A 23441-nucleotide genomic window follows, 5' to 3' on the forward strand; every position below is an offset into this window, starting at 1 on the left:
GAGCAGGGGGAAACGGTGGCGGCGCAGTGACGGCAGCGACATGAAAGCGTATGGGAGGGTCGAAGTCCGATCAAGCGTTTCGCAATCGTGCCTCGCACGCACCATCCGGCGGACACCACCCGCCTGCTGGCAACGCTCCCCGGAACCGATCCCCCAATCTTTGCTACATTCCTGCACAAGCACCGAATACGCGGCACCATGAAGATGCGTCCGCCAGCGACGCGCACGATCGGCAAATCGAAATCTTTCAAGAGGCTCAAGATGCGAATTCTGGTAGTAGGAGCGGGCGCGGTAGGCGGTTATTTCGGCGGACGTCTGGCCGCGGCCGGGCAGGACGTGACCTTCCTCGTACGCGCCGGTCGCGCGGAAAAGCTACGGAGCGACGGCCTCGTCATCAACAGCCCGCGCGGCAATCTCCAGTTGCCCGACGTGAAGACGATACTGGCCGGTGTCGCCGCCGAGCCGTTCGACCTCGTGCTACTGAGCTGCAAGGCCTACAGTCTCGACGACGCGATCGATTCGTTCACGCCGTTCGTCGGCGAAGACACGCTGATCCTACCGATGCTCAACGGCATGCGCCATATCGACGTGCTGACCGCGTTCTTCGGCAAGGAGCGCGTGCTCGGCGGTCAGTGCGTGATCGCCGCGACGCTCGATGCCGAGCAGCACATCGTGCATTTGAACGACATGCACGCGATCACGTTCGGCGAACTCGTGGGCGGCACCTCGGAGCGCACCGAGGCGATTGCCGATGCAATGTCCGGCGCGAACTTCGACGTCGCAATCAGCGACAACATCCTGCTGCGCATGTGGGAAAAATGGGTGTTCCTCGCCACCTTGGCCGCGAGTACGTGCTTGATGCGCGGTTCGGTCGGCGATATCCTGGCTGCGCCGGACGGCAAGCGCGTGATTGAGAATCTGCTCGGCGAATGCCGCGCGGCGGCCGAGCACAACGGCTTCACGATGGCCGCGGACTTCGACGTGCGCGCCACCCAGGTGCTGCTGACGCCGTCGCCGCTGACCGCGTCGATGCTGCGCGACGTCGAAAACCGCTCGCACACCGAGGCGGATCATATCCTCGGCGACCTGATCTCGCGCGGCGGCGACGCGCAAAAGGGCGAACACGGCGTGTCGCTGCTGCGCATCGCCTATAGTCATCTGAAGACGTACGAAGCTCGCCAGACCCGCACTTCCTGACGGCTCGCCGCGGCCGACGCGAACGCGGATCGGGCGGATGGCGCGACGCACGCGAGCGCCGCCGCAACCTGACGATCGGAGGTCAAGCATGCCGGCTCCAACTGGATCGGTGCCCGCGCTCAGCGCCGCTTCCGCGACCGTGTTCTCGATCGGCATCGTGTTTCTCGGCTACTGGGGTATGTATGAGCCGACTGCCTGGCACAAGGCCGACGTCGTGGTCTTTGTGCTCGCGCTGGCCGGCTTCGCGTGCCTGGGCCTCGTGCCATGGATGGCGACGAGTCCCGTCGAGCCGGAGAACAGCGACTCACGCGTGCGTATCGCGCGGCATCTGTTTCTCGCGGGCGTGACCGCGATCTGGCTCGCGGTGGCGGTCTCCGTGATCTTCTGAAGCTCCGCGAAGACGCGCCGCCGCTTACCCCGGCATCTTCCTGAACGAGACCGCAATGCGGTTCCAGCCGTTGATCGCAACGATCAGCGGCGTCAGGTCGCTGATTTCCTGCTCGCTGAAATGCGGCTTCACCGCGTCCCATACCGTATCCGGATCTTCCCCGAGCTGCGGATCGGCTACCTGGTGCCGCCCGCGTCGTTGCACGGCCCGCTGCTGAAGGCGCGGCAGATCGCCGATTGGCACGGCTGCACGCTGACGCAAATGACGCTCGCGTCGTTCATGCTCAATGGCGACTTCGCGCGCCATCTGCGGCGCATGCACAAGGCTTACGCGGCCCGCCGCGCGATGCTGCTCGAGCATCTGCAAGGCGGTCTCGCGCGCTGGATCGAGCCGATCGTGCCGACCGCCGGCATCCATCTGGCGGCGCGGCTCAAGGGGCCGTTGGCGTCGCTCGGCGAAGAGGTGCTCGTTGCCGCCGCGCGTGAAGCGTCGATCGGCCTCTATGGACTCGCGCCATTTCACCATCGCGTGACACCGCAGCCTGGCTTGATCTTCGGCTATGGCAGCATCGCGGCCGAACATATCGACACGGCGCTGACGACGCTCGCCGACATCCTGCAGCGCATCGCACGCTGAAACGGAGCTCGCCGCAAGCGAGGCGTAGGCATCGTCGAAACGTTGGAGGGTGCGTTGCTTGACCCCTCAAACGAAGAAAATGCCCTGTTTCAAGGGGCGAAAACACCGGCTCGCCCGACGCAACCGCCTCGAAACCACGGCCGAAACGAACTGTAACGAGCGTTACTCCTGCATGTCAAAGAGCTCGCCACGCACGTTTTAGGCGCTAAAACAGGGACTAAAACGTGTTGCACCGTCGGCGCCGCGCAAAAAACTTCATCGCAATACATAAAAGAGTCGCGCAAATCGCTTTAGCGCTTGTAGAATCCGGCGTTGAAGCGTGCACATACGGTGTGCGCTTCGAGCAATTCACTGACCACAACAGGTAGGAGAAACATGCCGACTTCCGCAAAAAAGGTGGCCAAGAAGGCTGCTGCCCCGGTACCGACCAAGAAGGTTGCTGCAAAGAAAGTTCCTGCGAAGAAAGCCGTCGCAGCCAAGAAGGTCGCCGTGAAGGCGTCTGGCGCAGCGTCGCCGATCAAGGACACCTTCACGAAGGCCTCGTTGGCAGCTCACATCGCTGAACGCGCTGCAGTGGAACCGAAGACCGCCAAGGCCGTGCTGGCCGCGCTCGAAGACACGATCCTCGGCACGGTGCACAAGAAGGGCGCTGGCGAATTCACGCTGTCGGGTCTGCTGAAGATCGTCGTGCAGGCTGTGCCGGCGAAGAAGAAGCGCTTCGGCAAGGACCCGTTCACGGGTGAAGAGCGCTGGTTCCCGGCCAAGCCGGCCAGCGTGCGCATCAAGACACGCGCGCTGAAGAAGTTGAAGGACGCAGCGGCAGCCTGAACGCGTTGCTCGCACGACTCAGGCGTCGGCATGGCGCTGTTGTGTTTAACCATGCCTGACGTTTGAGTGCGTTAAAAAGCGCCTGCATGCAGGTGATCGAAGTCCCCGTGGATAAAGATTCACGGGGACTTTTTTTATGCGCTCGCTTCGTAGTGCGCGTCGAGTCCATTGGCGAAACGGCAAGCGCGCCTCTCATAGTGTGCTCCCTGATGGCGCACACGCACCTGACTGGCGCATCATGATCCACGACAGTACGATCAAGGCAATCCGACGCCCTGCGGATGCGCCGTTAGGGGGCACGTCAACGCGCTCTATCCCGACACATTCAATGGCATAACGCTTGCTTGATCGAAGGTCGAATACCGAATGCGCAGCGCATTCGCCTTCTATTTGACAACAAGACTGGGGCTGACATGCGATGCTATGACGAGATGCGCCATCACGCCGATGGCGTACGGCCGCATTACGCGCGCTTTGAGCGATGGTTGGACAGTCAGGGCGATGAAGCGATCGCACGCAAGCGCGCGGAAGCGGACCTGCTGTTCCGGCGCGTCGGCATCACGTTCGCAGTGAACGGCGACCTGTCAGGCACCGAACGGCTGATTCCCTTCGATCTGATTCCGCGCATCATCCCGCGCGGCGAATGGCAGACCCTCGAAGCGGGTTTGCGACAGCGCGTGCAGGCTCTCAATCTGTTTATCCATGACGTCTATCACGATCGCAACATCGTGCGCGCGGGCATCGTGCCGGCCGACCAGGTCTATACCAACGCGCAGTATCGTCCCGAGATGCAGGGCGTCGACGTGCCGCTCGGTGTTTACGCGCATATCGCGGGCGTCGACGTGGTGCGCGCCGGCGATGAAGGCGAATTCTACGTACTCGAAGACAATCTGCGTGTGCCGTCGGGCGTGTCGTACATGCTCGAAAACCGCAAGATGATGATGCGGCTCTTTCCCGAGCTGTTCGTGCAGAACCGCATCGCGCCGGTCGCGCATTATCCCGACCTGCTGCTCGATACGCTGCGCTCGGTCGCGCCCGCGGGCGTCGACGATCCGGTCGTCGTCGTGCTGACGCCGGGCATGTACAACTCCGCGTATTTCGAGCATACGTTCCTCGCGCAGCAGATGGGCGTCGAGCTCGTCGAAGGCAAGGATCTGTTCGTCGACGACAACTACGTGTTCATGCGCACCACGCAAGGACCGAAGCGCGTCGACGTGATCTACCGGCGCGTCGACGACGATTTTCTCGATCCGCTTGCGTTTCGCCCCGACTCCGCGCTCGGCGTACCGGGACTGCTCACCGCCTATCGCGCCGGCCGCGTCGCGCTCGCGAACGCGATGGGCACCGGCATCGCCGACGACAAATCGATCTACCCGTACGTGCCCGACATGATCGCGTTTTATCTCGGCGAAAAGCCGATTCTGAACAACGTACCGACCTATCAGTGCCGTAAGCCCGAGGATCTCGCCTATACGCTCGCGCATCTGCCGGAGCTGGTGGTCAAGGAAGTGCACGGCGCGGGCGGCTACGGGATGCTGGTCGGCCCCGCCTCGACGAAGGCCGAAGTCGAGGCCTTCCGCGAGCGGCTGAGCGCGCGTCCGGCCGGTTATATCGCACAGCCCACGCTGGCGCTGTCCGCGTGTCCGACTTTCGTCGAATCGGGCATCGCGCCGCGCCATATCGACCTGCGGCCGTTCGTGCTGTCGGGCAAGACCACCACGATGGTGGCGGGCGGCCTCACGCGGGTCGCGTTGCAGGAGGGCTCGCTCGTCGTCAATTCATCGCAGGGAGGCGGGACCAAGGACACCTGGATGGTCGACTGACGCGGTTGCCGCCGCGCTGTTCACCTCGCTTTTCGCCTCGCTCGCAACAGAGCAGAGCAGGGCGCGACACTCGCAACCTGATGCGCGCTGGCGCTCAACGGATAACCAGCGCGGACCTTCGTCGCTGACGAAGGCCTCGCGCGTTCAGATCACAGACATGGAATGTCGTCATGCTTAGCCGAACCGCCGATCACCTCTTCTGGATGGCCCGCTATATGGAGCGTGCGGAGAACACCGCCCGCATGCTCGACATCAACCTGAAGGCGCAACTGCTGCCGCAGACGGCCGAACAGGAGGCTCGCGCGCAGCGCTCGGTGCTGCGCATCTCCGAGCTCGAAAGCGCCTTCGCGCAGCGCTACGACGAACCGACGCGCGAGCACATGCTCGACTTCATGATCGCCGACGCAAGTAATCCGTCGAGCATTCATTCGTGCCTGCAGGCCGCGCGTGAAAACGCTCGCGCCGTGCGCGGCACGCTGACGACCGAGTGGTGGGAAACCATCAACGACACGTGGCTCGAATTCAACGAGCGGCTCGCGAGCGGGCAGGCCGCGAGCAATCCGGGCTCGTTGTTCGAGTGGGTCAAGTTCCGCTCGCATCTGTCGCGCGGCGTGACGATCGGCACCGCGCTGCAGGACGACGCGTTCTTCTTCACGCAGCTAGGCACGTATCTGGAGCGCGCCGACAACACCGCGCGGATTCTCGATGTGCGTTTCGCGAACGTCGAGCCGAATTCACGCGACGCGGCGCGTCAGCTCGAGGACTTCTATTACTGGACCTCGATCCTGAGTTCGGTGTCGGCGCTCGAGATCTACCGCAGGGTATATCGCGACGTCGTGACGCCCGCGCGCGTCGTCGAGCTGATGATCCTCAATCAGCAGATGCCGCGCTCGCTGCTCGCCTCGCTCGACGGCGTGTGCAGCAATCTCGCGATGCTGCGCACATCGGGCTCGAACCAGTGCGAGCGCTTCGCCGGCAAGCTGCGCGCCGAGCTGTTGTATGCCGACATCCGGCAGATTTTCGAAAGCGGTCTGCACGCCTATCTGACGCAGTTCCTCGCTCGCGTGTTCGATCTGGGCAATCTGGTGGCGCGTACTTATCTGATGCTGCCAGTGGCCTGACGGAGTTTTCTCATGTACCTGACGATCCGCCACGACACCTCTTACCGCTACGAAGCGACGGTTCACTATTCGATCCAGCAGTTGCGCCTGACGCCCGCGAGCGGTGCCGGACAGACCGTGCGGCGCTGGAACATCGACGCGCCGGGCAAGCTCGACGCGACGCTCGACGCCTACGGCAACGTGCTGCACACGCTCGTCATGAACAAGCCGCACGACGAGATTCATCTGCGCGTGTCGGGCGAGGTGGACACGATGCCGCTCGTCGACGGCGTGCTGGGTGATCCGCCCGGCCCGATTCCGCTCGAGCATTTCACCTGCGCGACGCGTCTGACCGAAGCCGACGGCGCGATCCGCGAACTGGCGGAGTCGGTGGCGAATCTGGCGAGCCCGGCAAGCCTGCTCACGCTGTCCGAGCAGATCGTGCAGCGCGTGCAGTACCGGCCCGGCGTGACCGAGGTTACGAGCACGGCCGCCGAGGCGCTCGCGCTCGGCAACGGCGTGTGCCAGGACCATGCGCATCTGATGCTCGCGTGCTGCCGCGCGCGCGGCGTGCCGGCGCGCTACGTGAGCGGATATATCGAACCCGGCGACGTGCCGCATGGCGCGAGTCACGCGTGGGTCGACGTTTGGCTCGAAGGCAAAGGGTGGATTTCGATCGACGTCACGCATGCCGGGTTTGCCAGCGAGATCTACTGCCGGCTCGCGGTCGCCCGTGACTATGAGGCCGCGGCACCGGTGCGCGGCCGACGCATAGGCGGACTCGAAGAGGAGCTTCACGTGGCGGTGGCGGTCAGCGCGCAGATGTCGCAGTAGCCGCGTTGCAACGCCAACGCGCGCGACCGCATTTAACATTCCTGCCACGTGTTCGGAATCAGCTGCCAAAAGGCTGCGAAAAAGGCTGCAAAAAAGGCCGTAAACACGGATAAAAGGCGCCTGTGCGCCGCATTACAATAGCCCCGTTCCTTTGCCTTCCGCGGATTCCTTATGACTTACTGCGTAGCGATGGCCGTCAACGACGGCCTCGTATTTTTGTCCGACACGCGTACCAATGCGGGCGTCGATCACATCAGTACCGCGCGCAAGATGTCGGTGTTCGAGCAACCCGGCGAACGCATGCTGGTGCTGCTCGGCGCCGGCAATCTGTCGATCACGCAAGCGGTGCTGCACGAGCTGTCCGAGCCCGCCGATGCCAGCGAGCCCACGCTGTGGAGCGTGCCGACCATGGCGGACGCCGCGCGCGTGGTCGGCAGCGCGGTGCGTCGCGTGCATGAGCGCGAGGCCGAGGCGATGCAGAAGTTCGGTGTCGACTTCAATTGCAGCTTCATTCTAGGCGGCCAGATCGCGGGCAACCGGATGCGCCTTTTCATGATCTACGCGGCGGGCAATTTCATCGAGGCGTCGGCCGTGAATCCGTATTTCCAGATCGGCGAGGCGAAGTATGGCAAGCCGATCATCGATCGGGTGCTGACGCCGTCCACACCGCTCGACGAGGCCGCGAAGTCCGCGCTGATCTCGATGGACTCGACGCTGCGCTCGAACCTGTCAGTGGGCTTGCCGCTCGATCTGCTCGTGTACGAGAAGGATGCGCTGCGGGTCACGCGGTTCGTGTCGATCGATCGCGACAACGCGTACTTCGACATGCTTCACCGCACGTGGGGCGAGCGTCTGCGCCAGGTGTTCGCCGAGATTCCCGATCCGGACTGGCAGCAGTCGCTGGATGCGCCGTCGCCGCAGTCGGAGCGGGCGCTGGTGCTATATCGCGCGCCGGTCGGCGCCGATGGCGTCGAGCATGAGCAGGATGTGTCGCCCGCGCAGATTCTCGCGCAGGCCGACAAGGGCAAGGCGCAGCGGCGCTAGCTGCGTTGGGTTCGGAGCGCGTCAGGCTCGCTCGGGCTCGCACCCAAACCTCAGGACGAAAAAAAACCAGCCATCGGCATCGCCTCTGGCTGGTTTCTGATCTCTGGCGACGCAGCCCGTCGGCTGCGTCGCAGGTCCGATTCGAAGTCCGATTAGAACTTGTGACGGATACCGAGGCTGACCATGACCTGGTTGTTGGTGCTCGACTGGTTGCCATACGAACCGATCGAAGCCGTGGACGAAACGAGTGCGCCCGTAGCCGGATCACGCTGTTGGCCGCTTGCATGCTGCCATGCGGCGACCGTGTACACGTCGGTGCGCTTCGACAGCGAGTAGTCGCCGCCCAGCGAAACCTGGTTGTACGTTGCCTTCGCGTCGCCCGTACCGCGGGTGTACGCGTAGCCGATACCCAGCAGGGCTGCCGGCGTGATCTGGTAGCCGACGTACACGCGGCCGACGTTGAAGATCTGCGTCGACGTGAACGCCGATTGTGCGTCCGGCTTGTAGCGCGCGTTGCTGTACGACAGGTTAGCCGTCCACGGGCCCGTCACGTACTGAGCAGCCGCCGAACCGATACTGATCGACTTCGCCGTGGTGTAAGCCTGGTTGATGCCTGCGTTGTTCGGGAAGTTCGTGTCGAACGTAGCGCCGGGGACCGTCGTGCTGTTCCAGCCCGTGCGGACAGGAAGGTTGGTGCTTGCGTTGTCAGTCCTCAGGTAGCCACCCGCGACGCTGAACGGACCCGTTGCGTACGTTGCTGCGCCGCCCCACGTTTGACCCGAACCCGTCGCGCCTGCGACGCCGCCCAGAGCGTACATGCCTTCGACCTGGAAGCCCGACCACACCGGCGACACATACTTCAGCGAATTGTTCACGCGGAAGCTGTTGTCGTTGTTGTCGACGTCACCCGGCGTAGCGAACGTGCTGCCGAAGTAGTTGTCGCCCGTCAGCGGCTGGATCATGTCGACCAGCGGGTCGTATTGACGACCAGCTGTGAAGGTGCCCCAAGAGTCGCCCGTCAAACCGACGTAAGCCTGACGACCGAACATCAGGCCGCCTTGACCGAGCTTGCCGTTGTTGATGTCAAAGCCGTTTTCCAACTGGAAAATTGCCTTCAGGCCGCCGCCGAGGTCTTCCGTGCCCTTCAGGCCGAAACGGTTACCTTGCAGGTTGCCGCCAAACATTTGTACGAGGCTACCGCCGTTGGGCGTAGCGTTGTTCACGTACTGGACCGATTCATCCAGCACGCCATACAGGGTCACGCTGCTTTGCGCGTGAGCGATACCGGCGACGCCGAGGAGCGCCAGCGAAAGGGTAGACAGTGCGATTCGTTTCATCCATTTCTCCACGCAGATGATTGTTCGTTGTTGCGGAAAGCAGAATAGCTCAGCGGCTCGGCGGGGTAGAAACGGAAAAAAAAGAGTGTCGCCAAAAACTGACAATCGATGCAAACCCTTGTATTTAAAGCTCTCAACGATTGTTTCCATTTGCGCAACATTTATTGGTCTGATGTGCATTATTGTTGATTTGTTGATAGTGACTGGGTGAACGAACGCACTATGAGCATCGATTTGCATGCTAAATGTAATCCAGTCGTCTACTCGTCCACTCGTCTTTGTAGTGAAACGGCTGACGAAAGGACTAGACAGGCTGGACAGAAGGGGCGCGTTGTGTGTCCAGGCGCAATCGACTGGATTGACGGCGCAACACGTGCATCTATAAGGGTATGGACGGTAGCGTGGTGTGAAGGTGGTGTGACGCGCCCGCTTCAGCGCCGCTCGGCGCCACGGCGCGCCATGGCCGCGGCGGTGAGCCCCGCGGCGGCCGCGAGCAGCACCGAGGTCCACGGGTTGCGTCGCACGTAGCGGTCGGCGGCCGTCGCCTGGCGGCGCGCTTCGACGAGGGCGGACGCCGCGAAACGGGTGGCTTGCGCTTCGGCGTCGAGCACCTTGCGCGTAACGTCCACCGCGGTCTCATGCGCGGAGCGCCTTTGCGCCGCCGCGTTGATTCCCGCGGGCAGCGGCGTAGCCGTTTGGCTGGCAACACCCACAGCAGCGGGAGCAGACGGCGCGGCATTTGCCGCGACGGTCGATGCCGCCAGTACCGACGCGAGCTTCGCGCGGCTGCCCGGCGGCGACTCGCCCTGCATGCCCCAGCCGCCACGCGGATCGTGCAGCCGGCCGCGCGCCGCCGAGAACTCCGCGCCGAGCAGCAGCACCAGCGCCGAGAAGTACAGCCACATCAGCAGCACCGCGAGCGAGCCGGCCGCGCCGAACGCGCTGGCCATTCCCGCATGCGCGAGATACAGCGCGAACAGCTTCTTGCCAGCCGTAAACAACACGGCCGCGACGATGCCGCCCACCACCGCATCGCGCCACAGCACCCGAGCGTCGGGCAGAAACTTGAGCAGTCCGGCGAACGCGAAGATCAGCACGAACAGCCCGACGCCGAGCTGCAGCAGATTGCCGATTACGACATACGGCGAGTCGCCCCACAGCCAGTTGCCGATAAAGACGATCACCGTATCGAGCACCAGCGACACGATCAGCAGGAACGCGACGCCGAGCACGAGCCCGAACGAAATCAGTCGCACCCGCACCAGCGCGAGCCAGCTGGAAGTGCGCGGCCCGCTGTACGGCCACACTATATTGAGCGCGCTGTTCAGCGACGAGAACGTCGCCGATGCGCCGATCGCCAGCAGCGAGAACGAGATGATCGTCGCGATGCCGCCTTTGGCGCCCGCGTGATGCGCGTTCTCGACGATCGTCTGCACGCCGGCTGCGGCCTGGTCGCCGATCAGGCCGTTGATGTGGCCGAACAGCTCGCCGCGCGCGGCCGCCGGGCCGAAGAACCAGCCGGCTACCGCGATCACCATCACGAGCGTCGGCGCGAGCGAAAACGCCGCATAGAACGCGATGCTCGCCGCCAACGCAGGACAGCGGTTCTCCGCGAACTGCCGCAGTGCGCCCATCGCCCAATTGGCCTGATGACGCGCGGCCTGCTGGAGGTTCTCGCGAGAGAGCGTGTCGATGTCCATGATCGTGTCTGAATCGTGAGGGCGCCTTCAGGGTGTTTGCTTCATTGCCTTTCGCAAACCTCGTGCCCGTCACTATACAAGTTAAGCGGCGCGCTGCATGGCCTGCGTTCATGGCCGGTTTTGCGGCCCGTTTCGCGGCCGCCCGCGCGTACCGCTAGAATGCAGCGGGTTAATGTCACCTTTCCGCTCATCATGCATTCGCACGAACTCGTACAGCAACTGGACGTCATCGAGCGCGACCAGTGGAGCGCGCATCTGCCCGCGCACGTCATCGAACAATTGCCGGCGCGCGGGATCACGGTGTTCGCCGTCACCGACGACGCCTCCGACACCGCCGCATTCAGCGCTCGCTACGGCTTCGGTCTCGAAGACTGCGCGAACACGATCGTGATCCGCTACAGGAAAGAGGGTGGCGAGCACTTTGCGGCGCTCGTGTCGCTCGGCTCGCGGCGGCTCGACATCAACGGCGCGGTGAAGGCCGCGCTCGGCGCACAGCGGCTGTCATTCGCGAAGCGCGAGGCGGCGGTCGAGCATAGCCAGATGGAGTTCGGCGGAATTACCGCGTTCGGTCTGCCGGCCGACTGGCGCATCCTCGTCGACGCCGCCGTGATGGAGCGTGCGCAGATCGTGATGGGCGCCGGCGTGCGCGCGGCCAAGCTGCTGATGTCGCCCGACGTGCTGCGGCAATGGCCGCGCTGCGAGGTGGCGGCGCTGACGCTGCCTGCGGACGGAAACCCGCAACCTTGAAGCCGCACTGAAGTTTTCTTCCGTCGCGCCGTTAATCCCGACAACGACATGAAACGTTTGCGGCGTCCGCTCGCGCGGACAGCCGCCGACCACGACAAGGGATACGGAAGATGGAACGGTTTCGCCTGAAAGTGCGGCTGTGGCTCGCGCTCGCGGTGATGTGCATGGGCATTCTGGCGATCGGCCTGTGGGGGGCGTTCAAGACACGAGACACGATGATCGCCGATCGCGAGGGCGAGCTGAAAAACGTGGTCAGCATCGCGTACAGCGTGCTCGATCGCTACAACGCGCTCGTCGCGGCCGGCACGATGCCGCTCGCCGATGCGCAGCGCGCCGCGATGGACGACCTGCGCGCAATGCGCTACGACGGTGCCGGCGGCTATCTCGTGCTCGAAGATAGCCAGGCGCACGTGCTGATGCATGCCACGCGCGCCGACCTCGTCGGCAAGGACATGACCAACGTCACCGATCCGGACGGCCGCCACGTGTTCAAGGAAGGTTCCGAGCAAACGCAGCGCGAAGGCGAGGCCTTCGTTCATCTGCAGTTCCCGAAGCCCGGCACCGACAAGCTTGCGCCGAAGATCAACTACATGCGGCTTTACAAGCCGTGGGACTGGACCATCGTCACCGGCGTCTTCACGGACGACATCGACGGCGTGTTCTACCGCACCCTCGTGCAATACGTGATCGCGGCGCTGGTGCTTTGCGCGCTCGTGTCACTGGTGATCGGCGTGATTCTGCGCAGCATTCTGCGTCAGCTTGGCGGCGAACCGGCGTACGCGCTGCAGATCGCGTCGCGTATCGCGGACGGCGACCTCAACGTGGTCGTCGACGCGAAGGCCGGCGACAGCACGAGCCTGCTCGCCGCGATGAAACGGATGCAGCAGCGTCTCGCGCAGGCGATCGAGCAGATTCGCGGCGGCGCGACGCTGATTTCGTCGGTATCGAACGAGATCGCCGCGGGCAATTCGGACCTGTCGCGCCGCACCGAGCAGCAGGCGGCCGCGCTCGGCGAGACCGCGTCGAGCATGGAGCAGATCACCGCGACCGTGCGTCAGAACGCCGACAACGCGAAGCAGGCGAGCCAGCTCTCGCACAACGCGTCGGAGACCGCGGCGCGCGGCGGCGCGGTGGTCGGTCAGGTGATCGACACGATGCGCGGGATTTCACAGTCGTCGCACCGGATCGGCGACATCATCGGCGTGATCGAAGGGATTGCGTTCCAAACCAATATTCTCGCGTTGAACGCGGCCGTCGAGGCGGCGCGCGCGGGCGAGGAGGGCCGCGGTTTCGCGGTGGTCGCGGGCGAAGTGCGCACGCTCGCGCAACGCAGCGCGGCGGCCGCGAAGGAGATCAAGGCGCTGATCGAGGAATCGGCCGCGCAGATCGCGGGCGGTTCGGAGCACGTCGCACGCGCGGGTGACACGATGCAGGAAGTCGTGCAGGCGGTACGTCGTGTCAACGACATCATGGGCGAGATCAGCGCGGCGTCGGCCGAGCAGACCTCGGGCATCGAGCAGGTCAACATTGCGGTCGCGAGCATGGATCAGACGACGCAGCAGAATGCGGCGCTCGTCGAGGAGGCGAGCGCGGCGGCCGATGTGCTGAAGACGCAGACCGGGCAGTTGTCGGCGGCGATCGCGGTGTTCCGGTTGCCCGAGCAGCGCTAAAGCACCAGGCCGCGTTGTCGACGCGCGCGAGAATTCACCGCGCGCGGGCTCGCAACGCGGTGCGTGTCTCACGCCAGGCCGATCCCCGCGCGGCTCAACAATTGGCGGTTGCGCTCCGACAGATTCTTCATGCGCAATTGCTTGCCCGCCTTGCGATAGCGCTCGGCCAGACCCTGCAACGCGGCGAGCGCCGAATGATCGGCGAGCAGCAGGTGACTGCAATCGACGGTCACGCTCGCCGGGTCGCGCGCCGGATCGAACAGCTCGTGAAAGCGCGTCGTCGACGCGAAAAACAGCGTGCCGCGCGGCACATAGGTCTTATGGCCCGCTCGATCCTCGGCATGCATGTGAATTTCGCGCGCGTGCTGCCACGCGAAGTTGAGCGCGGCGATCACGATGCCGCACATCACCGCGATCGCGAGATCGGCAAACACGGTGATGACCGTGACCGCGACGATCACGAGCGCGTCGTTGCGCGGCACCTTGCCGAGCACGCGCAGCGATCCCCACGCGAAGGTTTGCTGCGCGACCACGAACATCACGCCCACCAGCGCCGCGAGCGGAATTCGCTCGATCAGCGGCGACAGGAACAGGATGTACAGCAGGATCATCACGCCGCTGACGATTCCCGACAGCCGCGAGCGTCCCCCCGAATTCAGGTTGATCATGGTCTGGCCGATCATCGCGCAACCGCCCATGCCGCCGAACAGTCCCGATGCGATGTTCGCCGCGCCGAGCGCGACGCATTCGCGATTCGGCTGACCGCGCGTTTCGGTGATTTCGTCGGTCAGGTTGAACGTCAGCAGCGTTTCGAGCAGACCGACGATCGCGATCAGCACGGCGTACGGCAGGATGATGCGAAGCGTCTCGAGATCGAGCGGCACGTCGGGCAGATGCAGCGTCGGCAGATTGCCGGCGACATGCGCCATGTCGCCGAGCGTGCGCGTCGGCAGATGCAGCAGCTGCGTGAAAAGGCCGATGCCGAGAATGGCCACGAGCGCCGGTGGCGCGGCTCGCGTAAGTCGCGGGAGCAGATAGACGATCGCCATCGTCAGCGCGACGAGCGCGCACATCGTCGCGAGCGCGCTGCCGTGCAGCCAGACTTCGCCGTGTGGTGTGACCGTTTTGAAGTGAGCGAGCTGCGCGGTCGCGATGACGATCGCGAGTCCGTTGACGAAGCCGAGCATGACCGGATGCGGGACCATGCGGATCAGTTTGCCGAGCCGCAATATGCCGAACAGCATCATCAGGAGGCCGCTCAGGATCACGGTCGCAAGCAGATACTGCGCGCCGTGCTCGACGACGAGCGCGACGATCACGACGGCCATCGAGCCCGCCGCGCCCGAAATCATGCCGGGACGTCCGCCAAATAGCGCGGTGACGGTGCAGATAACGAATGCGCCGTACAGACCCATCAACGGATTCAGATGGGCGACGAGCGCAAAGGCGATGCATTCGGGCACCAGCGCGAACGACGAGGTCAAGCCTGCGAGCACGTTGCTGCGAATGCCGGACAGCCAGGCGGGCCGACCGGAAGCGGGACTAGCGGTGTTCATGTTCTACGAGGTGGCGCGCGAGCGCAATGCTGAGGCTTGTATGGGCTGCGCTGGACTGGCGTGGCAACGCGCGGCTGCGCGAAGGATTACGTCCGCTGGGCGCGGACGGTCTACGAAAGGCGTGAATTCTACCGTAGCGCGATGAACGGCGCTGGCGAAGCGGGCGGGAACGCTATGGCCCGAACGCGCGGCGCGGATCTGTCGTGCAATCGCGCGGTGCGCTCGCGCCACAAATCCGCAAGACGGAAAGCTCCGCTCAGATACTCAGATAATCAGCCGCGACACCTTCGTGCCCTCGAGCGACACGCCGGCCATCAAGCCGCCGTTGGTCAGCACGAAAGCCTGCACCGGGCTCGTCGCGGTCGACGAATCGACCGCGCCGTTCGCGCCGACTTTCAGCACGGCGACGGTCGCGTTCGCGCCGACTGCCCAGCCCTGGCTGTGCATGAATTCGTCGAGCGCTTCCTGCGTCATGAACAGAAACACGAGCGCCTTCGACTGTGCGCCGATCTGCAACCCGAACGAGCCCGCGACCGTGCTGTAGTAGCCGACCGTGCGGCCGCCGATGCGCATCGCCCCTTCACCATACTGTCCGCCGACCCAGAAGCCGGCCGAGATCACCGATGGAAACACCAGCACGCCGCGCGCTTTCGCGACGAGCTCACGCGCACCGTCGACGTTTTCGTAGAGTCGCGCGAGCGTCGAGTCGACGCCGGCGTTGATCGTGTCGCGCTTGCCGGCGTTGGCGGACGGCGATGCGTTCGAGGACGGCGAAGTCGTCGTGCAACCGGTGAGGCTCAGGCCTGCGACGGCCAATGCAGCGCTGCCGGTCATGATGAATTGTCGTCTGCGCATGACGGTTTTCCTTTGCGTTTCTCACGCGTGTTGTACGTTTTGGAAGAGTGCGGCGAGTCGCCTGCTTTGCTTTGTTCTCATATGCACGCTGGAGGTTCCGTGCGCGCGGTCATCGCAGCCAGGCGGCGGCGTGCCGCGACGTTCGCATCGCGGAGGTCCACCGCTCCAACAGCAGATAGCGTGCCCAAGGGCCGCGCCGCCTTGCGCGAGAGCGGCGCGGCCATTGCAGTTCGGGTTTTTACGCCGCTTTCCGTCACGCGTCGTCGCTACGCCGTTGGGCGAATGTTCTGGTTATGGCGGAACAGGTTGCGCGGATCGTAGCGGTTCTTCACGGCGACGAGCCGCTCATAGTTGGGCCCATAGGCATCCGCGATACGGCCGCCTTCCTCCTGCGTCATGAAGTTGACGTACACGCTGCCTAGCGCAAAGGGGCGCGACGCGTCGAAAAAGTCGCGCGCCCATTTGACACAGCGCTCGTCGTCGCGCGCATCGTCCCAGCGGCCGTGCACGTTCATCGCGTATTGCGTCTCGCGACTTGGGTAAGCGGTCGCGTCGACCGCCACGCGCTGCGTTTGCGCGCCGATCAATCCGAAGAAAATTTCGCATTGCGCGGACGGCAGTGTGCCGATCGCGCGGATCAGCGCGTCGATCAGTCCATCGTCGATGGTGGCGAGGTTGTGCGACTTCCAGTAGTTGCGCGCGCCCGGCGTGAGCAGCGGATCGAAGGCCTGTTGCCACACTTCATAAGGCATCGGACCGAGATGTTCGCCGAGCGGCTTGCCGAAGCCGCGCACGGCTTCCACCGCGGCTGGGCCTTTTTCGACCGGCCCGTTGTAGCACATCGGGAACACGAGCACGGGTTGGCCGTGCACGTCGGGCGGCAGGAACGGCAGCGGTGGCGCGAGCCGCGCGACGGCCCAGACGGCCAGCTCGTCGGGCATCGCGGGCGCGGCATCGCGGTATTTGATCAGCGCTTCCTTCGCGTCGGCGAGCGGCAACACGACGAGGCCGCCATACACGAGCGGGCCGACCTCATGCAGCGCGAACTCGAATAGCGTAACGACGCCGAAATTGCCGCCGCCGCCGCGAATCGCCCAGAACAGATCGTCGTGCGAAGTGGCGCTCAGGCGGCGCAATTCACCGTCCGCGGTGACGATGTCGGCCGCGACGAGGTTGTCGACCGTCATGCCGTAGCGGCGGCTCAACCAGCCGAAGCCGCCGCCGAGCGTCAGACCCGCGACGCCGGTCGTCGAGTTGATACCGAGCGGCGTCGCGAGTCCGAATGCCTGCGCTTCGTGATCGAGATCGTGCAGCGTCGCGCCCGGTTCGACATAGGCGCGCCGCGCTTGCGGGTCGATGCGCACCGATTTCATCGTGGACAGATCGAGCACGAGGCCGTCGTCGCACACAGCGCTACCGCCGATGTTGTGGCCGCCGCCGCGAATTGCGAGCGGCAGGCCGTTGTCACGCGCGAAGGCGACGCCGCGGCGCACGTCGGCAACACCCGCGCAGCGCAGGATCATCGCGGGAGAACGGTCGATCATTGCGTTCCAGATGCTGCGCGCCGTGTCGAAGCCCGGCGTGTCGGGCAGCAGAAGCTGACCGCGAAGTCCGGATTTGAATTCGTCGACCGCACTGCTGGAGATAGTAACCATGTTGTACCTCGTCGAAGAGGGGAAGGCGCTCGCACAACACTGCTCCGCAGACCAAACGAAAATGCGGGCGGTGAATGAAAGCGGATTGAGAGGTTCGGCTGCGTGCAGTAAACGGGGCGACGCGTCGAAGTCAAACAAAGGTTTACCCGCGTTCGTGGGCGATCCCGCGCGGTGGCTCGCGGGGACAGGCTTTTGCGGGCAGGGCCACGACGATACGCGGCGGTACCGCCGAAGATGGTGGAAATGCTCCGGGAAAAGCATGCGCGCTGATGTGTTGGTTATCCGACGCGCTGGTGGTTGTGCCACGACACTTTGCATATGGGCGTGGTTCGTGATCGCGTGCGACCGAGGCACACGTTCGACGACTGTGCGAGGTAGCGCACATCGCGACAGCGATTTTCGCGACGCACGCGCATTGCCCGACGACGCGTAATGTTTCGCACGCGCGTTTCGGTGATTTTCATTGCGTTGTCTATTGGGTTGCTCTCATTGGGTTTTTCATATTTCTATTTTTATGTGCGAATGGCCACATGAATAAAACCAATGATGTGTAAATCGTCCGTATTTGTCCGATAAAACCAGAGGCCAATTTTCTTTTTTCTGATCAGATTGCATTGAGCGCGATATTTTTAACTTCCTGTCTGAAGAATGTGGAGTAGCGGATTTGGCGGGCGGATCGTCGTTTAACGCCGCCAGACGGACCGTATCGGCAATATCGCATTGCGTGGTCTAGCGCACGGTCGAGCGATTGCGCTGCGAATAACTTCAACGTCCATCAAGCCTCGCTGTGCGGCTCTCACGATCACGTGCGCGCACGGCCAGCCGATTCTCTCGAAGCACGCCAAATCGGACCGGGGATTTTCCGTGAGAGAAGTGTTTAGTGCGAACGCATTTTTAATTCGCATAAAGCGAAGCTGCGAAAAGGCTTTGACTTTTCGTTTTGTTGACGAGAGGAGATTCACTCGTTAATTGGACCGGTCTTTTTGGTGAAATAATTCGGAGAGTGAAATGAAGAAGCAAAACGGGGACGCGTGGATATTGGGAGCGCGACGGGCGGCTTTGGCGGTCGCGGTCAGTCTTTATGCGGCGATGGCGGGTGCGCAGGCGAATTCGGGGAGCACCGCCGCGCCGGCAACGAATCCCGCAGTGATGGTGCTCGCCGAGGCTAGCGTGCACGGCGGATGTCCGTCGGGCGGCGGGCCGGGCTGCACGTCGCAGGGATTCGGGCAGCTCGGGGCGGGCGCCTTCGGCGTCGCGGCGGCGGGGCTCGGCCCGACATCGCCCACCGGCTCGCCGGCGGGCAACGGGACGTCCTCGACGGGCACGGGCGCGGGAAGCGGTGGCGGGAATAGCTCGGCTAATTCCGGCCCGGGCGGGGTGGGCCCGGGAAATACCGGCGGCAACAACGGCAATGGCTCGGGGAATGGCGGCACGGGCGGCGATGGCGGCGGTAACGGAGGCGGTGATAACGGCGGGGACGGTGGTGGGGATGGTGGTCATGGTCATGGTCATGGTCACGGCGGCGATGGTGACGGCGATGGCGGCCATGGTCATGGCCACGGCGGTGATGGTGACGGCGATGGCGGCCATGGACATGGCCACGGTGGTGATGGTGACGGCGATGGCGGTCATGGACATGGCCACGGCGGTGATGGTGACGGCGATGGCGGCCATGGACATGGCCACGGTGGTGATGGTGACGGCGATGGCGGTCACGGCCATGGCCACGGCGGTGATGGTGACGGCGATGGCGGCCATGGCCATGGCCACGGTGGTGATGGTGACGGCGATGGTGGTCATGGACATGGCCACGGCGGTGATGGTGACGGCGATGGCGGTCACGGCCATGGCCACGGCGGTGATGGTGACGGCGATGGTGGTCATGGACATGGCCACGGCGGTGATGGTGACGGCGATGGCGGTCACGGCCATGGCCACGGCGGTGATGGTGACGGCGATGGCGGTCACGGTCATGGTCACGGTGGCGATGGTGACGGCGACGGCGGCCATGGACATGGCCACGGTGGTGACGGCGATGGCGGTCACGGTCATGGTCACGCTGGCGATGGTGACGGCGACGGCGGCCATGGACACGGTGGTGATGGTGACGGCGATGGCGGTCACGGTCATGGGCACGGTGGTGATGGTGACGGCGATGGCGGTCATGGCCATGGGCACGGCGGTGATGGTGCCGGCGATGGCGGTCATGGCGCCAGCGGTCACGGCGATGGCGGTCATGGCGACGGCGGCCACGGTGACGGCGGCCACGGCAGCAGCGGTGGCGAAGGCAAAGGCGGTTCCGGAAACGGCGGCCGTGGCGGTGAAGGCGATGGCGGCCGGGGCAACGGCGGCTCCGGCCACGGCGGCCATGGTGGTGAAGGCGGCGGCCAGGGTAACGGCGGTTCCGGAAACGGCGGCCATGGCGGTGAAGGCGGTGGCGGCCAGGGCAACGGCGGCTACGGCCACGGCGGCCATGGTGGTGAAGGCGGCGGCCAGGGTAACGGTGGTTCCGGCAACGGCGGCCATGGCGGTGAAGGCGGTGGCGGCCAGGGCAACGGCGGCTCCGGCCACGGCGGCCATGGTGGTGAAGGCGGCGGCCAGGGTAACGGTGGTTCCGGAAACGGCGGCCATGGCGGTGAAGGCGGCGGCGGCCAGGGCAACGGCGGCTCCGGACACGGCGGCCATGGCGGTGAAGGCGGCGGTGGCCAAGGCAACGGCGGCTCCGGCAACGGAGGCCACGGAGGCCGTGGCGGCAACGGCAGCAACGGCGGCGGTCAAGGCAGCGGCGGCCACGGTGGCGGCTACGGCGGCGGTGGCTCCGGCAATGGTGGCCACGGCGGCGGCAACCACTAACCAGTGGCAGGAGTCCCGTGAACCTTGCGGGGCTCCCGAGGGTGGAGGCCGGCGCCGCCCGGCCTCCACACCGACCGCGCTCGCGCGCCCCAGGGAGTTTGCAGCGAAAAAGCCAGCAAAAAACCCCGCCAGCGAACCGGCAAACCAACCCGCAAACAAAAAACCAACCAGGCAACAAAGTGGACGGCCCCCGCCGTCCACTCAACTCCTCAACTCGATCACTCTCTGCTGTACCACCAGAAAAACCCTCTCCCCCAGAACGCGCCCCGTCTCACGCGCCCTCCGGTAAAACTACCGAACGCCGGCAGCACCCCCCGATCGATCCCAAAGCGAAAGCACGGCACACGCACTGAATCGGTCCGCGTCGCGATCCGATAGACCGGATGCACATGCCCCGCGAGCACATCCGCGTGATCGACCGCATGCGGGTGATGGCACAGCGCCCACGCCCCGATATGCCACGGCTCGCGCACGGACTCGACATCCAACGTAAGCGGCAACGCACCGGCATGCCGATCGTGATTGCCCTCGACGAGCACCACGCGCCTCGACGCATGTCGCGCGCGCCACGCATGCAACGCATCGAGCGTGAGCGTCGACAGCGACTCGCGCGCATGCAGCAGATCGCCGAGAAACACCAGCGTCGCCGGCTCGAACTCGGTGATCAGACGATCGATGCGCAGCAGATTCTCCGCGGTCGAACCAGTCGGCACTGGAATGCCGCGCGCGCGAAACACCGCATCCTTGCCGAAATGCGCATCGGCGATAAAAAGCGCGCGCAGCGCCGGATCGAAACACGCGCGCAAGCTTGACAGCACGAGAGGTCGTCCGCCGACGTCGATCGCGAGCGAGGTCGGCTTCATCGTTGCGCCGCCCGTTCGAGCTCGGCCAGCATTCGCTCGACGCGATCGGCGAGCTTCTCGGTGCTGACCTTTTCGCGCAGGCGTCCGACGATCAACGGAAACGCGAACGGGGTCGGCTTCTTGGGCCGCGTGAGCACGACGCGGTTCGCGTTCATTCGTTCGAGCGCAAAACGAATGCGCCGCACGTCGAGTTCCTGCAGCAGTACTTCGGTATCGGCCTGGCCCAGCAGCAGATTGCCGCGATCGTGCTGACGAAAGATCTCGTAGAAAAGCCCGCTCGATGCCTGCAATTGCCGCGCGCTCTTCTGCTGTCCCGGATGCGCCTGAAACACGAGTCCCGACACTCGCGCAATCTCGCGAAAACGTCGCAAGGAGAGTTCGGATGAATTGAGGCTCGCAAGAATGTCGTGATCGAGTTCGTCAGGTGAAAGCAGGCTATTCTCTAATTGCGCGGCCCAATCGAAAGTCTGCGCGCACAGCAATTCGAAACCGTAGTCGTTGATCGAAATCGAAAACGTGCCGGGCTTGTCGCGCGCGACTCGCCACGCGAGCAGAGCGCCAAGTCCGATATGCGCGGTGCGCCCCGCGAACGGATAGCAGAAGAAGTGGTGACCCTCGCGCGATTTGAGCAGCTCGACGACGAGTACGCCCGGCTCGGGCAACGCCGACTACTTCCGCTGCAATTCGAGCAGCGGCCGCACCGCGCGCAATTCCGGTTCGTCGTAGATGCCGTCGGCGGCGCGCGCGAGCATCGTCAATGTGGCGTCGGCGAGCTCGGACGATAGCGGCATGCGGCTGCCGGCCCATTGCGGCATTGCGCCACGCGATGAGCTCGCGCGCCGCACCCACGCCGTCATGTCCTGAACGCGGATCAGTTCGAGAGCGCGGCCGTCGAACGTGAACACATCGCCGGGCTTGAGCCGCGAAATGAACGATTCCTCGATTGCACCAATGCGCCCGCCCGATAGATACGCAACGTTCAACGTGCCATTCGCGGCGATCGTGCCGATGTTGTTGCGATGCCGGCGCGTGAGATCGTTGCGCGGGACGCGGTACAGACCGTCGCTATCGCGCGCGACGCGATGGTAGTCGGGATATGCGCGCAGCGTCGCGCCGCCGCCTTCGACGAAACCCAGCGTCCAGTCGAACTCCTGCTGCGTCAGATCACGATATGCATAGGTCTGCAGAAGTTCATCGTACAGCTCGAGTGCGTCGAAGCCACCGCCGAGCGCAACGGTGACGAGGTGCTGCACCAGCACGTCGAACGGCTTTCGCGGCGTATCGCGGCTTTCGATCTGCTGCTTGTCGACGGCTTCACGCGCGGCCGCCGCTTCGATCAATTCGAGCGCATGCGTCGGCACGATCGTCACGCGAGACGGCAAACCGGGCGCATGTCCCGAGCGGCCCGCACGCTGCATCAAGCGCGCGACGCCTTTTGGCGAGCCGATCTGGAACACGCGTTCCACCGGCAGAAAATCGACGCCGAGGTCGAGACTAGACGTACACACAACAACCTTTAGCAAGCCGTTCTTCAACCCACGTTCGACCCACTCGCGTACCTGCTGATCGAGCGAGCCGTGATGCAGCGCGATCACTCCGGCCCACTCGGGGCGCGCCTCGAGCAGCGCCTGGTACACACCTCGCGTTGCGAGCGCGTGTTCGTGAAGACGAGCGACGTGTGTGCTTCGTCGATCGCGCGCGCGACTGCATCGATCTGCCGCATGCCCATATGACCGCCCCACGGAAAGCGCTCGATCGTGTCGGGAATGATCGTGTCGACGATCAGTGCTTTCGGCAGCGCGCCGTGCACGCTGACGCGCGGCGTCGCGACCGGCGCGAGCAGTACCTCGGTCGCGAACGACAGATTGCCGAGCGTCGCCGACAGCCCCACACCTGCAAGCCGGGCCGCCAAAGGGTGAGACGCGCGAGCGCGAGTTGGGTCTGCGTGCCGCGGTTGTTGCCGAGCAATTCATGCCATTCGTCGACGATCACGAGCCGAACCTGAACCAGTACTTCGCGCGCATCGGCGCGCGTCAGGATCAACGTCAGACTCTCGGGCGTCGTGACGAGCGCGGACGGCATGCGCCGGTTCTGCCGCTCGCGTTCGGCGGCCGACGTATCGCCAGTGCGCCAACGACGCGCGGCGAACCATGCGTCGAGTTTGTCGGCGAACGGGCGGCGCGCGTCGTCAGGTGAATACGAGGGGAACGGTAGCGGTTCGAACGCGGGTTCGCGCGCATCGAGCCGCGCCTGTTGCGCGCGGCTGCGCGAGGTTCCTGATGGGCGCGCAACGACCCGCGGCATCGGGCAATATGTGGGAGCCTCGGCCGACACCCGATCCGTTACAATCAAACG

The 23441-nt window shown here is 64.5% G+C and carries 15 protein-coding genes and 4 pseudogenes; 10 read left to right on the plus strand and 9 right to left on the minus strand.

Annotation, left to right across the window (positions count from 1 at the left end; genetic code table 11):
- Positions 1-261: 261 nt before the first annotated feature.
- Positions 262-1197 (plus strand): 2-dehydropantoate 2-reductase, encoded by a 936-nt coding sequence (gene panE, locus F6X39_RS31850; protein ID WP_187619539.1) that lies wholly within the window; start codon positions 262-264, stop codon positions 1195-1197.
- A gap of 88 nt (positions 1198-1285) precedes the next feature.
- Positions 1286-1585: a hypothetical protein gene (locus F6X39_RS31855; RefSeq protein WP_184063128.1), complete on the plus strand. Its 300-nt coding sequence runs from the start codon at positions 1286-1288 to the stop codon at positions 1583-1585.
- 24 nt (positions 1586-1609) lie between these two features.
- On the opposite strand, the pseudogene F6X39_RS31860 reads toward F6X39_RS31855, so the two are convergent.
- Positions 1610-1738: pseudogene (locus tag F6X39_RS31860) on the minus strand (carboxymuconolactone decarboxylase family protein); the annotation flags it as partial.
- On the opposite strand from F6X39_RS31860, the pseudogene F6X39_RS31865 reads away from it, so the two are divergent.
- The 6 genes and pseudogenes from F6X39_RS31865 to F6X39_RS31890 form a co-directional block, all read left to right on the plus strand.
- Positions 1739-2221: pseudogene (locus tag F6X39_RS31865) on the plus strand (PLP-dependent aminotransferase family protein); the annotation flags it as partial.
- A 375-nt stretch (positions 2222-2596) separates the two neighbouring features.
- Entirely contained in the window at positions 2597-3049 is a 453-nt protein-coding gene (locus F6X39_RS31870; protein WP_187619541.1) for an HU family DNA-binding protein, read from the plus strand.
- Between the two features lie 413 nt (positions 3050-3462).
- Positions 3463-4872: a circularly permuted type 2 ATP-grasp protein gene (locus F6X39_RS31875; protein WP_187619542.1), complete on the plus strand. Its 1410-nt coding sequence runs from the start codon at positions 3463-3465 to the stop codon at positions 4870-4872.
- 170 nt (positions 4873-5042) lie between these two features.
- A complete protein-coding gene (locus F6X39_RS31880; RefSeq protein ID WP_187619543.1) occupies positions 5043-5993 on the plus strand; it encodes an alpha-E domain-containing protein in 951 nt (316 codons plus the stop codon).
- Between the two features lie 12 nt (positions 5994-6005).
- Positions 6006-6806 carry a transglutaminase domain-containing protein gene (locus F6X39_RS31885; protein WP_090807138.1) on the plus strand — a complete coding sequence of 267 codons (801 nt, stop codon included), beginning with the start codon at positions 6006-6008 and terminating at the stop codon, positions 6804-6806.
- A gap of 171 nt (positions 6807-6977) precedes the next feature.
- On the plus strand, positions 6978-7850 hold the full coding sequence (locus tag F6X39_RS31890; protein ID WP_184025193.1) for a proteasome-type protease: 873 nt from the start codon (positions 6978-6980) through the stop codon (positions 7848-7850).
- A gap of 152 nt (positions 7851-8002) precedes the next feature.
- Here the strand turns inward: F6X39_RS31890 and F6X39_RS31895 are convergent, their stop codons facing one another.
- Positions 8003-9187: a porin gene (locus F6X39_RS31895; protein ID WP_187619544.1), complete on the minus strand. Its 1185-nt coding sequence runs from the start codon at positions 9185-9187 to the stop codon at positions 8003-8005.
- A 431-nt stretch (positions 9188-9618) separates the two neighbouring features.
- Complete coding sequence (locus F6X39_RS31900) at positions 9619-10887, minus strand: YihY/virulence factor BrkB family protein (protein WP_187619545.1); 1269 nt, start codon at positions 10885-10887, stop codon at positions 9619-9621.
- A gap of 192 nt (positions 10888-11079) precedes the next feature.
- On the opposite strand from F6X39_RS31900, the gene F6X39_RS31905 reads away from it, so the two are divergent.
- Together F6X39_RS31905 and F6X39_RS31910 are read left to right on the plus strand one after the other, a co-directional pair.
- On the plus strand, positions 11080-11634 hold the full coding sequence (locus F6X39_RS31905) for a YbaK/EbsC family protein (protein WP_187619546.1): 555 nt from the start codon (positions 11080-11082) through the stop codon (positions 11632-11634).
- Between the two features lie 110 nt (positions 11635-11744).
- Positions 11745-13304 (plus strand): methyl-accepting chemotaxis protein, encoded by a 1560-nt coding sequence (locus F6X39_RS31910; RefSeq protein ID WP_187619547.1) that lies wholly within the window; start codon positions 11745-11747, stop codon positions 13302-13304.
- Positions 13305-13372: 68 nt separating this feature from the next.
- On the opposite strand, the gene F6X39_RS31915 is transcribed toward F6X39_RS31910, so the two are convergent.
- The 6 genes and pseudogenes from F6X39_RS31915 to F6X39_RS31940 form a co-directional block, all read right to left on the minus strand.
- A complete protein-coding gene (locus F6X39_RS31915; protein WP_187619548.1) occupies positions 13373-14860 on the minus strand; it encodes a SulP family inorganic anion transporter in 1488 nt (495 codons plus the stop codon).
- A 264-nt stretch (positions 14861-15124) separates the two neighbouring features.
- The gene (locus tag F6X39_RS31920; RefSeq protein ID WP_184007138.1) at positions 15125-15715 is read right to left on the minus strand and encodes a YSC84-related protein; all 591 of its coding nucleotides are present in this window, start codon (positions 15713-15715) and stop codon (positions 15125-15127) included.
- Between the two features lie 266 nt (positions 15716-15981).
- On the minus strand, positions 15982-17370 hold the full coding sequence (locus F6X39_RS31925; RefSeq protein ID WP_187619549.1) for an FAD-binding oxidoreductase: 1389 nt from the start codon (positions 17368-17370) through the stop codon (positions 15982-15984).
- Positions 17371-18264: 894 nt separating this feature from the next.
- A complete protein-coding gene (locus F6X39_RS31930; protein WP_187619550.1) occupies positions 18265-20205 on the minus strand; it encodes a hypothetical protein in 1941 nt (646 codons plus the stop codon).
- A 219-nt stretch (positions 20206-20424) separates the two neighbouring features.
- Positions 20425-21086, minus strand: a pseudogene (pdeM, locus tag F6X39_RS31935) (ligase-associated DNA damage response endonuclease PdeM).
- Positions 21083-23390 (minus strand): annotated as a pseudogene (locus tag F6X39_RS31940) (ligase-associated DNA damage response DEXH box helicase). The pseudogenes pdeM and F6X39_RS31940 overlap by 4 nt, the downstream one beginning before the upstream one ends.
- Between the last annotated feature and the right edge of the window lie 51 nt (positions 23391-23441).

The sequence above is a fragment of the Paraburkholderia sp. UCT2 genome (assembly GCF_014397665.1).
Classification (GTDB): Bacteria; Pseudomonadota; Gammaproteobacteria; order Burkholderiales; family Burkholderiaceae; genus Paraburkholderia; species Paraburkholderia tuberum.